The 16,146-nt window shown below is 39.4% G+C and carries 17 protein-coding genes and 2 tRNA genes; 9 read left to right on the forward strand and 10 right to left on the reverse strand.

Going from position 1 to position 16,146, the window contains the following annotated elements:
• Window positions 1-43: 43 nt before the first annotated feature.
• From R3X26_RS18105 to lolB, 6 genes are all read right to left on the reverse strand, one after another.
• Window positions 44-120: transfer RNA gene (locus R3X26_RS18105), tRNA-Met, on the reverse strand.
• Window positions 121-380: 260 nt separating this feature from the next.
• Entirely contained in the window at window positions 381-1,472 is a 1,092-nt protein-coding gene (gene ychF, locus R3X26_RS18110) for a redox-regulated ATPase YchF (protein ID WP_317718731.1), read from the reverse strand.
• 10 nt (window positions 1,473-1,482) lie between these two features.
• Window positions 1,483-2,073 (reverse strand): aminoacyl-tRNA hydrolase, encoded by a 591-nt coding sequence (gene pth, locus R3X26_RS18115; protein ID WP_317718732.1) that lies wholly within the window; start codon window positions 2,071-2,073, stop codon window positions 1,483-1,485.
• 216 nt (window positions 2,074-2,289) lie between these two features.
• Window positions 2,290-3,234, reverse strand: coding sequence for a ribose-phosphate pyrophosphokinase (locus R3X26_RS18120; protein WP_317718733.1), 945 nt, complete (start codon window positions 3,232-3,234; stop codon window positions 2,290-2,292).
• A gap of 53 nt (window positions 3,235-3,287) precedes the next feature.
• Window positions 3,288-4,154: a 4-(cytidine 5'-diphospho)-2-C-methyl-D-erythritol kinase gene (ispE, locus tag R3X26_RS18125; protein WP_317718734.1), complete on the reverse strand. Its 867-nt coding sequence runs from the start codon at window positions 4,152-4,154 to the stop codon at window positions 3,288-3,290.
• 2 nt (window positions 4,155-4,156) lie between these two features.
• Complete coding sequence (lolB, locus tag R3X26_RS18130; RefSeq protein ID WP_317718735.1) at window positions 4,157-4,756, reverse strand: lipoprotein insertase outer membrane protein LolB; 600 nt, start codon at window positions 4,754-4,756, stop codon at window positions 4,157-4,159.
• Window positions 4,757-4,915: 159 nt separating this feature from the next.
• Between lolB and hemA the strand changes: the two genes are divergently transcribed.
• From hemA to ybaK, 8 genes are all read left to right on the forward strand, one after another.
• Entirely contained in the window at window positions 4,916-6,181 is a 1,266-nt protein-coding gene (gene hemA, locus R3X26_RS18135) for a glutamyl-tRNA reductase (protein ID WP_317718736.1), read from the forward strand.
• An 8-nt stretch (window positions 6,182-6,189) separates the two neighbouring features.
• Window positions 6,190-7,278, forward strand: a complete 1,089-nt coding sequence (gene prfA / locus R3X26_RS18140; protein ID WP_317718737.1) for a peptide chain release factor 1 — start codon at window positions 6,190-6,192, stop codon at window positions 7,276-7,278.
• Window positions 7,279-7,296: 18 nt separating this feature from the next.
• The gene (prmC, locus tag R3X26_RS18145; RefSeq protein ID WP_317718738.1) at window positions 7,297-8,229 is read left to right on the forward strand and encodes a peptide chain release factor N(5)-glutamine methyltransferase; all 933 of its coding nucleotides are present in this window, start codon (window positions 7,297-7,299) and stop codon (window positions 8,227-8,229) included.
• Between the two features lie 16 nt (window positions 8,230-8,245).
• Entirely contained in the window at window positions 8,246-8,629 is a 384-nt protein-coding gene (locus tag R3X26_RS18150; RefSeq protein WP_317718739.1) for a SirB2 family protein, read from the forward strand.
• Window positions 8,630-8,632: 3 nt separating this feature from the next.
• Window positions 8,633-9,460, forward strand: coding sequence for a SirB1 family protein (locus R3X26_RS18155; protein WP_317718740.1), 828 nt, complete (start codon window positions 8,633-8,635; stop codon window positions 9,458-9,460).
• A gap of 92 nt (window positions 9,461-9,552) precedes the next feature.
• Window positions 9,553-10,404 (forward strand): 3-deoxy-8-phosphooctulonate synthase, encoded by an 852-nt coding sequence (gene kdsA, locus R3X26_RS18160; protein WP_317718741.1) that lies wholly within the window; start codon window positions 9,553-9,555, stop codon window positions 10,402-10,404.
• Between the two features lie 357 nt (window positions 10,405-10,761).
• The gene (ushA, locus tag R3X26_RS18165; protein WP_317718742.1) at window positions 10,762-12,417 is read left to right on the forward strand and encodes a bifunctional UDP-sugar hydrolase/5'-nucleotidase UshA; all 1,656 of its coding nucleotides are present in this window, start codon (window positions 10,762-10,764) and stop codon (window positions 12,415-12,417) included.
• Between the two features lie 136 nt (window positions 12,418-12,553).
• Complete coding sequence (gene ybaK, locus R3X26_RS18170) at window positions 12,554-13,027, forward strand: Cys-tRNA(Pro) deacylase (protein ID WP_317718743.1); 474 nt, start codon at window positions 12,554-12,556, stop codon at window positions 13,025-13,027.
• A 69-nt stretch (window positions 13,028-13,096) separates the two neighbouring features.
• On the opposite strand, the gene rluF is transcribed toward ybaK, so the two are convergent.
• From rluF to R3X26_RS18185, 3 genes are all read right to left on the reverse strand, one after another.
• Window positions 13,097-14,089 carry a 23S rRNA pseudouridine(2604) synthase RluF gene (gene rluF / locus R3X26_RS18175; RefSeq protein WP_317718744.1) on the reverse strand — a complete coding sequence of 331 codons (993 nt, stop codon included), beginning with the start codon at window positions 14,087-14,089 and terminating at the stop codon, window positions 13,097-13,099.
• Between the two features lie 83 nt (window positions 14,090-14,172).
• Window positions 14,173-14,754, reverse strand: a complete 582-nt coding sequence (gene smrA, locus R3X26_RS18180) for a DNA endonuclease SmrA (RefSeq protein WP_317718745.1) — start codon at window positions 14,752-14,754, stop codon at window positions 14,173-14,175.
• Window positions 14,755-14,911: 157 nt separating this feature from the next.
• Entirely contained in the window at window positions 14,912-15,052 is a 141-nt protein-coding gene (locus R3X26_RS18185; RefSeq protein ID WP_317718746.1) for a DUF3149 domain-containing protein, read from the reverse strand.
• 260 nt (window positions 15,053-15,312) lie between these two features.
• On the opposite strand from R3X26_RS18185, the gene R3X26_RS18190 reads away from it, so the two are divergent.
• Window positions 15,313-15,389: transfer RNA gene (locus R3X26_RS18190), tRNA-Pro, on the forward strand.
• 309 nt (window positions 15,390-15,698) lie between these two features.
• Here R3X26_RS18190 and R3X26_RS18195 read toward each other — a convergent pair.
• On the reverse strand, window positions 15,699-16,146 hold a 448-nt coding region (locus R3X26_RS18195), incomplete at its 5' end, for a hypothetical protein (RefSeq protein ID WP_317718747.1).

A 16,146-nucleotide genomic window follows, 5' to 3' on the forward strand; every position in this document is an offset into this window, starting at 1 on the left:
CTTAATTTCTAGACAAAAATCAATCCTATCTAAAAATAAAATATGGTGGCTACGACGGGATTTGAACCTGTGACCCCATCATTATGAGTGATGTGCTCTAACCAGCTGAGCTACGTAGCCAAAATGCCATCAAACGCTGCGTCTAAGCTGCGATGAGAACGGAGCGCATTATGCTTATCTGCGAGAAACTCGTCAACCTATTTTTTTAATAAATCGTGTTAAAAAGATTGTTCGCGGTTTTTTTAAACAAAGATGATTGTATTTGGTTAAAAACTGACAAGTATTCTAGGTTTTGTGCGCTTAATTGTTTTTTCTCGGTAAGATAAATAAAACAAAAAACCACTTCAGTGAAGTGGTTTTTTTAACATGAAAAGCTGATTTTATACATTGAACCGGAAATGAACTACATCGCCATCTTTGACAATGTAGTCTTTGCCTTCTAAACGCCATTTACCGGCTTCTTTTGCGCCACTTTCGCCTTTAAATTGAATGAAATCTTCGTAGCCAATTACTTCTGCGCGAATGAACCCTTTTTCAAAGTCGGTATGTATCTTACCAGCAGATTGTGGTGCGGTAGCGCCGACAGGAATGGTCCACGCACGTACTTCTTTGACTCCAGCGGTAAAATAGGTCTGGAGAGTTAATAGTTCGTATCCAGAACGGATTACTCGATTTAGTCCTGGTTCTTCTATTCCCATATCTTCTAAGAATTCAGCTCGATCTTCGTCATCTAATTCAGATAGTTCTGATTCTATAGCTGCACACACTGGTACTACCACGTTATTTTCTTTTTCTGCGTATTCACGTACTTGATCTAAATATGGATTGTCTTCAAAACCGTCTTCACTGACATTTGCGATGTACATTGTTGGCTTTAACGTTAAGAAGTTAAGGTAATCGACAGCCTTCAATTCTTCTTTTGTTAATGAAACGGTTCGAGCCATTCCACCTTCTGTTAATACCGGAAGAAGCTTTTCTAGTACTGTGATTTCAAACTTAGCATCTTTATCTCCACCTTTCGCTCGCTTGGCTTGACGTTGAAGTGCTCTTTCACAGCTGTCTAGATCAGCAAGGGCAAGTTCTAAATTGATTATTTCAATGTCATCTAGTGGTGATATTTTTCCTGCTACGTGTACGATGTTTTCGTTTTCAAAACAGCGAACTACATGACCAATTGCATCGGTTTCACGTATGTTTGCTAGAAACTTGTTTCCTAGCCCTTCGCCTTTTGACGCTCCTGCTACGAGGCCAGCAATATCAACAAATTCCATTGTGGTTGGAAGTATCTTCTGCGGGTTAACGATCTCTGCTAAGGCGTCTAAGCGTAGATCTGGAACTGGAACGATGCCAGTATTTGGCTCGATAGTACAAAATGGAAAGTTTGCTGCTTCAATACCCGCTTTGGTTAGCGCGTTAAACAGAGTTGACTTACCTACATTAGGTAGACCAACGATGCCACATTTAAAACCCATGATATAAACCTTATTCTGCTTTGAACGTATGTAAGCGATTTTGTGCTTTGGCTATGCCATCTTTAAGTAATATATCTAAGCTTCTCACAGATTCATCTACGACAGCGTCAATACATTCTTGTTCTTTTGATGGGGCTTTACCTAATACATAACCAGATACTCTATCTTTATGCCCCGGATGGCCAATACCAACCCGTAAGCGGTAAAATTCTTTATTGTTACCCAGTTTACTTATCGTGTCACGTAAGCCGTTATGACCGCCATGACCACCACCTTTTTTAAATTTACCCACACCCGGAGGAAGATCCAACTCATCATGAGCAACCATAATTGCTTCGGCTTCAATTTGGTAATATTTTGCCATTGCTGCTACCGCTTTACCCGATAAATTCATGAAAGTAGTCGGTATTAGGAGCCTTAAATCTTCGCCATTAACCATAATTCGGCCAGTATAACCAAAGAATTTAGGTTCATTTTTCAGCGTAATGTTGTGAACTCGCGCTAACTCTTCAACAACCCATGCACCGGCATTGTGTCGGGTTTTTGCATACTCAGGGCCCGGATTTGCTAGACCTACGAGGAGTTTAATTTGTTGACTCACGATTAGCTCTCTCTCGGATTTTTAAAAAGCGCGGTATAGTAGCATAGAAATACGTGGTCATGCGAGATGTACACCGTGCTCTAGATGAAACAAAAAAACACCTCGCTAAGAGGTGTTTTTATAAACAGTAACGATTATCATAACTAATGAGTGACTATGGTGGAATTTTAGTTAAGTGTCTCTGTTTTTAGCTAATTAACTTGAGCTATGCTCAAGTTAATTAAACATAGCTGAAATAGACTCTTCGTTACTTATGCGACGAATAGCTTCAGCAAGCATACTTGATAAAGTTAATTGAGTTACTTTACCTGTGGCTGCCATTTCTTTTGAAAGTGTAATTGAATCAGTGATAATAACTTGATCTAGTACAGAGTTCTTGATGTTTTTCGCGGCGCTGCCAGAAAATACTGCATGGGTGGCGTAAGCAAATACACGTTTAGCTCCACGTTCTTTAAGTGCTTCCGCAGCTTTACAAAGTGTGCCACCAGTATCAATCATGTCGTCGACAATTACACAATCTCTGCCTTCAACTTCACCAATAAGGTTCATCACTTCAGATACGTTAGCACGAGGACGACGTTTGTCGACAATGGCTATGTCGATATTACCCAGTGCTTTAGCGGTTGCGCGAGCTCGAACAACACCACCTAAATCTGGAGAAACAACAACTGGATCTTCTAAGCCACGGTTGGCCATATCTTCCAATAGCACAGGAGTACCAAAAATGTTGTCTACTGGAACATCGAAGAAACCTTGGATTTGTTCTGCGTGTAAGTCGATAGTTAATACGCGGTCAACGCCAACATTGGATAGAAAATCCGCCACTACTTTTGCTGTGATAGGCACACGAGCAGAGCGAACGCGACGATCTTGACGAGCATAACCGAAGTAAGGGATTACAGCGGTAATACGGCCAGCAGAAGCACGGCGCATCGCATCAATCATTACTACTAATTCCATTAAGTTGTCATTAGTAGGAGCACAAGTTGATTGGATGATGAATACATCACTACCACGAACATTTTCGTTTATTTGAACCGCGATTTCTCCATCAGAGAAACGGTCAACAGTAGCGTCACCAAGTGAAATATAGAGACGATCAGCAATACGTTGGGCTAGTTCAGGTGTAGCGTTACCAGCAAATAGCTTCATATCAGGCACAGTGGGAACCTCGGGGTTGCGTCCAGTTTTAAATTAGGTTGGGTGGTGGCTAGTTATTTATCATCTAGTGATTGGTAACTGGCTAACGTCTCGTGCAGCGGGGAGATATTTTTCCCTTGAGCAATAAAGCTTGAGACAGTGTCAGGAAGTTTAGCACGAATTTCCTCTGCTTCGAATTTGTTATCAAATTCTGCAAACAGACATGAACCTGTGCCAGTCAATCTTGACGGCGCATATTGTAGCAGCCATGAAAGTTGCTTATCAACCTCTGGATAAAGTAATCGTACGATTTTTTCGCAATCGTTTTCCTGTGATCCAGTTAACAGCTCAGATATAGCTCGTTTTGGCGTGTTTCTAGGTAAGTTTGGATGAGAGAAAATTTTTGCGGTAGAAATGCTTACATCTGGTTTTACCACCAGATACCAGCTTTCTTTTGGCGATACTTTTTGCAATTGTTCGCCAATACCTTGTGCAAATGCCGAAAAACCATGCACAAAAACAGGTACATCAGCTCCTAGATGTAATCCAATGTCCGCTAATTGTTGTAAGGATAACTTCGATTGCCAAAGATAATTGAGTGCTACTAAAACTGTTGCTGCATTTGAAGAACCACCGCCGATTCCTCCGCCCATTGGTAATTTTTTACTTAAACTAATATTGGCACCGCATTCTGGTGGTACTGTCTGCTTTAATGCTTGGGCTGCTTTCCAAATTAAGTTGTCTTCTAATGCGACTCCTGCTAGGTCGGGGGTGAGATAAACTTCACCGCTTGAATTTGCTTCAATGGTAATGGTGTCGCCATAGTCAAGAAATTGAAACAGGGTCTGTAATTCATGGTAGCCGTCATTTCGTTGCGCGGTGATATATAAAAATAAATTCAATTTAGCTGGCGATGGCCAGGTTGTTGATTGGGTGAGCATGTTCAAAATTTCCACTTGGATACGACAATTTTAATTTTAGTATCGGTTGAATTTAACGTCATTTGATAAGGTAGAGGTAGCTGATTATGATCTTGATAGCGATCATAATTTAATGTCCAGTTATTGTTACCGTTTATTTTTTGTAAACTTTGTAGGGTATTTGTTTGATTAAACGTATAAGAGTCGGCTTGAACAGGTAGCCCCTTTATCCAATTTTGCATTTGTGTTACTGGAAAAATCAACCCAGTGAGGTTGGCCAAAAGAATATTAGCATCTTTATTTTCAAACATTTCATTATCGCTAGTGAGCACTTTTGCGCCTTCAGGACTTATCGTTAGCGTTAAAACGGTTGATCCAAGGAAGTTGATTAAGCGTAGTTCACTTTTATTTGTGGTATGTGACCAATGAAAATTAAGGCTAATGCTCTCATCCGGACCGCGATAGCCTATTTTCCCAGTAGCTTGAAATGATTGGATATTCATTAGCTTTTGGCGGTGTTGCTCCCATTCTACGTTGGTTGCAGACTCTTCAGGAAGCGTGCTACAAGCGGAAAGAAAGAACACCACACATACAAATAAAATATATTGATTTAATTTTTTCATAGTGATGGTTTATTACGTAACTTTAGTAAGACTTTAGGGGTAACTATATCATCTAAATCACGAACTCATTAAAACATCACTCCGTCGCTCTTTCAATCGTCAGGCCCATCAAGTAAAATTCGTGCCTCAAATGTATTTTAATGTTGGATCTTTTATTTCATGTCCTTGCTTGCTATTGGTATCAATCACCATACAGCGTCGGTTGAGTTGCGAGAAAAGGTTGCTTTTTCCCCTGATAAATTAACAGAGGCGCATAAGCAACTGGAAGCTGACTCAAATATAAAAAGTGGTGTTATTTTGTCCACTTGTAATCGAACTGAGATCTATTTCGATGTGAAATCAAATGCGAAAAGCAAGGTTATTGACTGGTTGACACATTTTCATCAGATTCAACCCGATGAACTTAAGTCCAGTTTATATGTGTATGAAGAACAAGCAGCAATTAAACATTTGATGCGAGTTTCTTGTGGTTTGGATTCGTTAGTATTAGGTGAACCGCAAATACTAGGTCAAGTTAAGCAGGCTTACTCTAGTGCGAGAAGCTTAAAATCTGTAGATGGAACCATGGAAAAGCTTTTTCAAAAAACCTTTTCTGTAGCGAAAAGAGTAAGGACAGAAACTGAGATAGGTGGAAGTGCCGTATCTGTCGCTTACGCAGCTTGTACACTTGCAAAACATATTTTTGAGTCATTAGCTAATTCGACGGTTTTATTAGTAGGGGCAGGGGAAACCATTGAATTGGTGGCGAAACATCTTACCGACAATGGTTGTGATAATATTATCGTTGCCAATAGAACGCGAGAACGTGCATTGGGTCTTGCTGAAAAATTTAATGCTGATGTTATTAGCCTTGAAGAAATCCCTGATAATTTGCATCGAGCAGATATTGTTATTAGTTCTACCGCTAGCCCTCTACCTATTATCGGTAAAGGAATGGTTGAATCAGCGTTAAAACAACGTAAACGTCAACCTATCCTTATTGTTGATATTGCCGTTCCTAGAGATGTGGAACAGCAAGTAGGGGACTTGAATGATATTTATCTCTATACTGTTGATGATTTACAATCAATCGTTAAGCAAAATATGGAACAACGCAAAGTTGAAGCCATTCAAGCAGAAGCGATAGTATCTGAAGAAAGCGCGGCCTTTATGACTTGGCTGCGTTCTCTTCAAGCCGTTGATAGTATAAGAGAGTTTAGAACGTCAGCGAATGCCGTTAGAGAAGAATTGATTGCTAAAAGCTTACAGTCATTGGCATCTGGCTGTGAACCAGAGCAGGTACTACTTGAACTGAGTAATAAATTAACCAATAAATTGATCCATGCTCCTACTCGTGCTCTTCAATTGGCCGCGGAGCAAGGTGACCCAGATAAACTTTCTGTTATTAGGCAGAGTATAGGTTTAGACGACCTACAACAAAATTAAAGAAGATTATGAAATCATCCATCCTGACTAAGCTTGAAACTCTCGTAGAGCGTTACGAAGAAGTTCAGCATTTACTTGGTGATCCTGATGTATTAGGTGACCAAAATAAATTCCGCGCACTTTCTAAAGAATATTCACAATTAGAAGAGGTGACTAAGTGTTTCCAAGCCTATCAACAGGCTCAAGAGGATCTTTCTGCTGCGCAAGAAATGGCTAAAGAAGATGATGCCGAAATGCGAGAGATGGCTCAAGAAGAGATCAATGAAGCAAAAGCGGCAATAGAGCGGCTATCTGAAGAGCTACAGATTTTGCTTATTCCTAAAGATCCAAATGATGAACGCAATTGCTTCTTAGAAATTCGAGCAGGGGCAGGGGGCGATGAAGCAGGCATTTTTGCCGGTGATTTATTTCGCATGTACAGTCGTTTTGCTGAGAAAAAAGGTTGGCGCATTGAAGTCATAAGCTCAAATGAGTCGGAACAAGGTGGCTATAAAGAAATGATAGCTAAAGTAAATGGTGAAGGTGCTTTTGGTATTCTAAAATTTGAATCTGGTGGTCACCGTGTTCAACGTGTGCCTGCTACCGAGTCGCAAGGTCGAGTTCATACCTCTGCATGTACTTTAGCGGTAATGGCGGAAATTCCGGAGGCTGATCTGCCTGAAATCAAAAGTTCTGATTTGAAAATTGACACATTTCGTTCATCAGGCGCTGGTGGTCAGCATGTTAATACCACCGATTCTGCTATTCGTATTACTCACTTACCAACCGGTACGGTAGTTGAGTGTCAGGATGAACGTTCGCAACATAAAAATAAGGCCAAAGCAATGTCGGTACTTGCGGCTAGAATTATTCAAGCCGAGCAAGCAAGACGTGCGGAAGAAGTGTCCGATACTCGTCGTAATCTACTAGGCTCAGGCGATAGAAGTGACCGTATTCGTACTTATAACTATCCTCAGGGTCGTGTATCTGATCACCGTATTAATTTAACGTTGTACCGCTTGTCTGAAATTATGGAAGGTGACTTACAGAGTTTGGTTGATCCAGTTATTCAAGAGTATCAAGCGGACCAACTTGCTGCACTAGCAGAACATAATTAATAAAAGCTACAGCAGACTATGGATACAAATCTCTCTATTGAAACAACCTTAAAAACGGCAATCACTGCGTTAATTGAAAGCGGTAGTGATTCGCCTTCTTTAGATGCGTCAGTATTACTTTGCCATGTATTAGGACAGTCTCGTAGTTATCTTTTAACGTGGCCAGAAAAAATCTTATCTGAGGAGCAATATTTACATTTTATTGATCTTCTTCAACGTCGATTAACTGGTGAACCTATCGCCTATATTACCGGTGAGAGAGAGTTTTGGTCGTTGCCTCTAGCGGTTTCGCCATCGACGTTGATACCTCGGCCTGATACAGAACGTTTGGTTGAAATAACTTTAACCAAACTTCCACGGTCTGCGGCATTTATTTTGGATCTAGGTACCGGTACAGGCGCTATTGCGCTAGCCCTTGCGTCTGAATGCCCCCAGCACCAGATAGTGGGGATCGATATTCAAATGGCCGCGATAGGTCTAGCGCAAAAGAATGCCGAAAATTTGAAAATAGACAATACTCAGTTCTTATGCGGTAGTTGGTTTGAGCCGCTAGGACGAAACGAACAAGAGCAAAAGGCTTGTGTTCATAATGAGCGTATTCATCACAGATGTAGTTTAGATAATGACAGTCGAATTAAATTTGCCGCCATTGTATCTAATCCGCCATACATCGAACAAAATGATCCGCATCTAACCGAAGGGGATGTAAGGTTCGAACCAAGCACTGCTTTAGTTGCTCAAGATAATGGCCTGTCTGATATCCGAATTATTGCGACACAAGCGATAAATTACCTAGAAAACGATGGGTGGTTGTTATTTGAACATGGTTGTGAACAAGGTAAGTTAGTTCGAGATATCATGTTGGGATTAGGTTATACCCAAGTATCGACCGAACAAGATTACGCAGGTAATGATAGAGTAACTCTAGGTCAGTACTCATTCAATTCATGATAAAAGAGAATTCATAGTGTATTTAGCCATAAAAAACATTCATTTACTGTCAATTGCCATCAGCGCACTTTTACTATCAATTCGTTATGTCTTGCTGATGTCTAATTCGCCAATAATTGAGAAGAAAGTATTAAAAGTTTTACCGCACATAGTTGATACCGTTTTACTGTTAAGTGGTATTGGGCTCATTATTAGTTTGGGTTTTATACCATTTACGCCGGGTAATGAATGGTTTACAGAAAAAGTAACCTGTATTTTGGCGTATTTTGCGTTAGGTTTTTTTGCATTGCGTGTTGCTAACCATCGTTTAGTGCGTACTTTTGCATTTTTCGGCGCTCTGGGTTGGTTGTTGATGGCTGGCAATATTGCTATGACTAAAATACCAGCATTAATGGGGTAAACGATGTTTGATTTGTTTGATGAAGATTTAGATGAAATGACCTTGGTTGAGGGAGCGTTGGCATTAAACCATGCGATCAACTCTGATATAGATATCAACTGGGTAAAGAGTGAATTAGACAGTCTATTTACGCAAATAGAGGACGCATTGTCTTTGTTTGTCAGTAAGCAGAAAGAAATTAATGAGCAAGAAAGATTTGCTGCATTTGTACAGTACTTTTATGCAGATTTAGGCTTTTGTGGCGACAAGGATGCGTATTTTTCATCAGAAAATGTATTTATTGATAAAGTATTGAAGCGACGAAAAGGCATCCCTGTTAGTTTGGGGGCTTTGTTTATCTATTTTGCTAATAAATTAGGCTTCCCAGTAAAAGGCGTCACCTTTCCTACGCAGCTGTTAGTTAAGCTCGAATGGCAAGATCAACAACCTTTATATATTAATCCGTATAATGGCGAATATGTGAGTAAGAGAGTCTTAGCTGCGTGGCTAATTGGGCATCAAGGGCCGCTTGCTAAGCTAAAACCAGAACATCTTCAGGCTGCGGATCATCCTACTATTATTGGTCGATGGTTAGCGGTAATTAAAAGCGCCCTTTTACGAGAAGAACGGTATACTTTAGCGCTCAAGTGTACGAATCTTGCGCTGACCTTTGTGCCTGATGATCCATATGAAATTAGAGATAGAGGGTTCATTTATCAGCAATTAGATTGCCATCAGATCGCCAAAATTGATTATCAATTTTTTATTGAACAATGCCCAGAGGATCCAGCGGCTGACCTTTTAAAAAGCCAGTTAACAGCGTTAGAACAAAATCCAGTGACAATACATTAAGCTGAATGACTTGAACGTTCAGCTTAAGTTATAAAAATGCAGCAGTTATCGTTATTAACTGTGGCCATTGACCCAAAATAGAGAGATAAAAAATGGAACAAAAAATTGTCCACGTTGGCGATATTCCGGTAGCAAACGATAAACCCTTTACTTTATTTGCAGGAATGAACGTTCTTGAGTCACGCGACCTGGCGATGCAAATATGTGAGTATTATGTCAATGTAACTGAGAAGTTAGGTATCCCTTACGTGTTTAAAGCGTCTTTTGACAAGGCTAATCGAAGTTCTGTTCACTCTTATCGCGGTCCTGGCCTTGATGAAGGATTAAAAATATTCGAAGAAATAAAACAAACCTTCGGTGTAAAAATCATTACAGATATTCATACAGAAGCACAAGCTCAAGTTGTAGCCGATGTAGTGGATGTTATCCAGTTACCTGCTTTTTTAGCCCGTCAAACTGATCTTGTAGAAGCAATGGCTAAAACTGGTTCTGTTATTAATGTTAAAAAACCACAGTTTATGAGCCCTGATCAAGTGGGTAATATTGTTGATAAATTTGCAGAATGTGGTAACGAAAAAATTATTCTTTGTGAACGCGGATCTTGCATGGGGTACGATAATCTAGTGGTTGATATGCTTGGTTTTGGTGTTATGAAGAAAGTATCAAATGGTCAACCGATTATCTTTGATGTTACTCATTCTCTTCAAATGCGAGATCCATCTGGTGCGGCATCTGGTGGGCGCAGAGAGCAAACAGTTGAACTTGCAAAAGCAGGTTTAGCCACGGGGATTGCTGGCTTGTTTATCGAAGCACATCCAAATCCTGATCAAGCGAAATGCGATGGTCCTTCAGCATTACCTTTAGATAAGCTAGAGCCTTTCTTGGCGCAAATGAAATCGCTTGATGACTTAATTAAGAGTTTCGACCATATCGATATCAAATAAAGTCTATTTTTATGAAAGCCGTCGGTTGATGTGAAGTCGACGGCTTTTTGCTATCTTTTTACCGTCATATCGCTTAAATAATTACATTGCTTTTTTCGGTTAACATCGCCCATGAAAATACCTTATTGACCTTGTTTCGAAAAAGCAATCGATTACATGTGATGATGTTGTGTTTTATCGGTAATAAATCATTTTAATAGCAATGAATCTATACTATAAAGGTTTAGTATATTTAATAATTTTGCAATTGTAATATACGGTCTCTTTGACATTTTGCTTATTTTTCCCTTTTGTAAAGAGCTGATCCGGAGACCTTTAGGCAGTGAATCACCACAAATAAAATTAAAGGTAAAGAAGATGAAGGAACGCATAATTCTTAAAACTGCGCTTAGTGCAGCTATCCTAGCAACATTGGCTGGTTGTGCTACAGGACCAGCGTGGGAGCAAGACCAAACTTATAAATTAACTGTTTTACATACGAATGATCACCATGGCCGTTTTTGGTCAAATAAATATGGTGAGTATGGTATGGCAGCTCGTAAAACTCTAATTGATGAATTACGCGCTGAAGTTGCCGCTGAGGGGGGAAGTGTGTTGCTTCTTTCTGGTGGTGATATTAACACAGGTGTACCTGAATCAGATCTCCAAAATGCTGAACCAGATTTTAAAGGCATGAATAAACTTGGGTATGATGCAATGGCACTAGGTAACCATGAATTCGATAACCCTCTTTCAGTGTTAGAGCAACAAATTGAGTGGGGTGGTTTCCCAATGTTGTCGGCTAACATTTATGATAAAGCAACTGGTGAGCGAAAGTATCAAGCTTATCAAATGTTTGAAAAGCAAGGAATTAAGATTGCTGTTATCGGTCTAACGACTGAAGATACAATGAAAATAGGTAATCCTGAGTACATTGCTGGATTGGACTTTAGAGATCCAAAAGAAGAAGCAAAAAATCTGATCGCTGAATTAGAACAAAGCGAAAAACCAGATCTTATCTTTGCAGTAACGCATATGGGACATTATGAAAATGGTAACCGTGGCGTTAATGCCCCGGGTGATGTAGCTCTGGCACGTTATTTGGATGAAGGTTCATTAGATATCATTGTTGGAGGACACTCACAAGAGCCTGTTTGTATGGAAGGGCCTAATGTGATGAACAAGTCTTTCAAACCGGGAGCTGAGTGTAAGCCTGATAACCAAAATGGTACGTGGATTGTTCAAGCTCATGAATGGGGTAAATATGTAGGACGTGCTGATTTTGAATTCACCAACGGTGAATTGGAAATGGTGAGTTATAACCTAATCCCAGTCAACCTTAAGAAAAAAATTAAAGTTGATGGAAAGAGCCAGCGTGTATTCATTCAAGATGAAATTGCTCAAGATGCAGAAATGACAGCCTTCTTACAACCGTTCCAAGATAAAGGCAAAGATCAGCTTAATAAGAAAGTAGCTGAAACTAATGGTAACCTGGTAGGTGAACGTAATGTGGTTCGTTTCCAACAAACTAACCTAGGACGTTTAATTGCTACCGCTCATATGGAACGTGCTCAAGCTGACTTTGGTGTTATGAACTCAGGTGGTGTACGTGCGTCAATGGAAGCGGGTGATATCACTTATAAAGATGTATTAACGGTTCAACCGTTTGCAAATACAGTAACTTATAATGATATGAAAGGCAGTGATGTTCTAGATTATTTAAATGTTGTTGCAACTAAACCAGTTGATTCAGGTGCTTATGCTCAGTTTGCTGGTATTTCGATGACAGTAGCTGGTGATAAAGTAAGTGATGTTAAAATTGGTGGTATGCCTCTTGATATGAATAAGACTTATCGTTTCACTGTGCCAAGTTTTAATGCTGCAGGTGGTGACGGTTATCCTAAATTGACAGGAAATGCTGGTTATGTGAATACTGGTTTCGTTGATGCAGAAGTACTTAAAGCTTATCTTGAAGAAAATAGCCCGATTGATGTAAATACGTTTGAACCAAATGGTGAAATGGTTTACAAGTAACCGTCGCTTGACCTTAATATTGCTTTAAAGACGATATTGCTTTAAGGACAGTCCCGCTTTATTGAGGACAGACTAAGATAAAGGCGATGCTATTAGATGCATCGCCTTTTTACGTTGACTAGTTTAGAGTGAGAACATGACACCAGCAATTGACCTTCTCAAAAAAAATAAAGTACGCCATATTATTCACCAATATAAACATGATCCCAAACATGAAAGTTATGGCTTAGAAGCGGCTGAAGTTTTGGGGTTAGATCCAAAAAAGGTATTTAAAACCTTAATGTTTTGTATTAACGGTGAGCCTAAAAACCTGGCAGTGGCGATTATTCCGGTTGAAAATAAACTGAATTTAAAACAAGCCGCTCGAGCTGCCAAGGCAAAGAAAGCGGAAATGGCTAACCCGGTTATCGCACAAAAATCTTCTGGTTATATTGTGGGAGGGATAAGTCCATTAGCACAGAGAAAAAGAGTACCGATTTTTTTAGACAGTAGTGCAAATGAATTAGATTGTATTTATGTTTCCGCTGGCAAACGAGGATTGGATATAGAGCTTGATCCAAGTGATTTATTGATGTTGACCAATGGTGAGTTTGCTAGTTTAACTAGCTAATATAGAGTTAGATTATGCACCTAACTAACATTGCTTGTATTAATATCAGTTAGGTGATTTATAGATGCATTACTTTTTTAACGAAAGTGTACCGGATATCGTTTTTTTGTTAGGTCTATTTTCTGATTGTGGCGAAAGTTTACGTTTTGTTGGTGAATGGCGAAATTCGTCAGCGTTATTTCCTGAATAAATCCTAGTCTTTTGATTTCTTCTAGCGCGTGATGGTTGGTTTTCTTCTCTACTATCAAACAACTTAGCATCAGTCGCTTTTCTAATGCGTTTTCCTTGTGCATTAACTCTAGATGCTTCTTCTGTATTACTTGAATGGCCACTCATTTTTAGAATCTCAGTTACTTCTGAGTCTGTCAGGTAGCGCCATTTCCCGTTTGGGATACCATCTAAGCTGATGTTCATAATTCGAACTCGACGTAGTTTAAATACTTCATATCCCAATGCTTCACACATCCGACGAATTTGACGATTTAACCCTTGAGTTAGCACAATTCGAAATGAATACTTAGTTTCTTCGGTGACTTTACAAGGAAGAGTTACTGTATCTAGAATCTCGACACCTGAAGCCATCTTATTAATAAATTGTTTGGTAATGGGTTTATTAACTCGGACCACGTATTCTTTTTCATGATTATTCCCTGCACGAAGGATTTTATTGACTATATCGCCATCGTTAGTCAGAAAAATAAGGCCATCAGAAGGCTTATCTAAACGACCAATAGGGAAAATGCGCTGTTTAAGACCAATAAAATCTACGATATTTCCAGGGATATCTCTTTCGGTAGTACATGTAATACCTGTTGGTTTATTTAAGGCGATATAGATTGGTTTCTGTTTTTGATTGAGAGGCTTATCATCCACAAGTACGACATCGTTTGATAATACCTTTGTACCCATTTCTGGAATCACGCCATTAATTGTTACTCGTCCGCTGTCGATTAATTTATCTGCTTCACGACGCGAGCAAAATCCAGTTTCACTAATAAACTTATTTAAGCGCTTGCCTTGTGTGGGTTGAGATTCGGTTTTTTGTGGTGTAATTTTGGGCATGTTTTTCTCTGTTTCACAACGATGAAAAAAGCAACGATAAAAATCGTTGCTAAGGGAGCGAGTATTTTAGCATCAATTCGAGTTTAGCCTAATCGTTTTTGATGTCTTTCTCGGTTTTCTAGTTTTTTGTCGGCGCTTTTCTTTAACATAACATAAACCGCTCCGGTTCCGCCATGAAATTGCTGAGCACTATGAACAGCTAAAACATCAGACATTTGAGTAAGCCAATTGGCAGTATAACTTTTGACAAGAGCTGGAGGGGTTGAGCGTTCTCCCTTTCCATGAATAATAATAACTGTTCTTATATCCATTCTTAGGCATTGACGTAGAAATTTGACAATTTCGTCGCGGGCTTGAGTCAGCGTTTTTTTATGTAGGTCTAACTTCGCTTGAATTGGATATTTACCAAGTCGAAGTTTTTTGTAGACTCCGTCTTGGACACCACTGCGTTTGAACTCGATAACATCGTTCGGTTTTATCATGGGCGCGTTGTCTAATGACAAATAACTAGAATCGTCAATGGCTAAATTCATCGCAGCCTCTCGACGTGCTAAGTGAGCCTCTGACACGTGATGTTGTTTTTTTAGTTCTGCGGTATCTTGAGTTAAAGGAGTTATATCTCCCATCATCTTTTGAAAAAGATTTAATTCATCATCTTGAGACATGGTGGTATCTCGTGTGGTTTATTGTATTGAGAAAGAGTATACCAGTTGTAATGTAGAGGCCATTATTTATTGAGATTCTCGCTAAGGTAGTCGATCAAGAAAACCGGAGTATATATGGCAAATACTCCGGTGCAAGACTTGAAATTGCTAATAAATTTTAGTGAGGAGATTTATCGTTTACTACTTTGTAAATAAAGAAACCACCGAAAAAGAGCATGATGGCAAGTGCGGCAAAGATGACTATCATTGAAGATAGTCCGATTGCATTTCCAAAAAGTAGGTCAAGCCAGAAATCCATGTTCTTTCCCAAACAAAATAATAGTGACAAGTCGAAGTTAGTTGCATAAAGGAAATGAGTCCCTGATCTGGATCAATTGTATTAGTTAAGTTAGAGAGTGGATCTAATTGTTGTGTTTTTACTCACATTTTAATAAAGGTTGGTGGTAAATTAAGCAGTTGAGCTAAGAGTTGAAAAAAGGTTAAGAAATGGCTTGCGTCTATAATTTTAGTAGGTATTATACGCTTCGTTCTCAGTTAAACATAGCTCGAACAAATTTTCGGTGAATAGCGCAGCTTGGTAGCGCATCTGGTTTGGGACCAGAGGGTCGGGGGTTCGAATCCCTCTTCACCGACCATACAAAGTAACGGGAAGCCTAGTAAAATAGGCTTCCCGTTTTTTTATGCAAAAAAATTAGGAGTAAGTGATAAGTTTAAGGACAGACCGCCTACTCTTACTTTATGCACGGTTCTCGGACAGACCTTTGGCCAATTTACCGATTTAAAGCAATAGTTTGTTGCGGTGTTGTTATTGGATGGTTTGTTTTTATATTTTATTGTCGAGATAGTGTTAATTTAAAATGTTTTGGGTGTTTTTTTATAAGGCAGGTGTCAAGAAGTGGCTTGTAAATACAAGTTTTTGAAAATAATAAGATTACAATCGAAAGCTAACTATCTAATCGAAATAATCGTATTCTCGTTTTTCTCATGTGGCGTTTCGCTGTTTCAATATTGCATTGACAGCCAATCGCTGTAGCCTGGTAACGTTCCAATTCAGTACTGGCTTTGTTCCATGTTGTGGGAGTGATATTTAGCCGTTGTAAAACTGATGGCAGAGATGGATTCGTATTCGCTTTGTTATCTCTACAATGTTTAGCGGTCCAGTCAACAAGCTCAATATAATCCAGTAGTTTTAGTGGTATTCCATCGGATAGATTAGCTATTTTGTCGCTAATAAACGGAAACAAGAACGGTGCTGTGTCTTTGTTCTGTTTTAAAGCAAGTAATCGAGCTTTTATAGATGTGTACTTGGAGGTTTCAATAGTCGGAGCAATGCCTGCTCTTATCGGGTTCAAATCAACGTAAACCATAGCAGCAGTTAAAGCTTGTTGGTCA

The organism is Vibrio sp. TH_r3, from assembly GCF_033101115.1.
Lineage (GTDB): Bacteria > Pseudomonadota > Gammaproteobacteria > Enterobacterales > Vibrionaceae > Vibrio.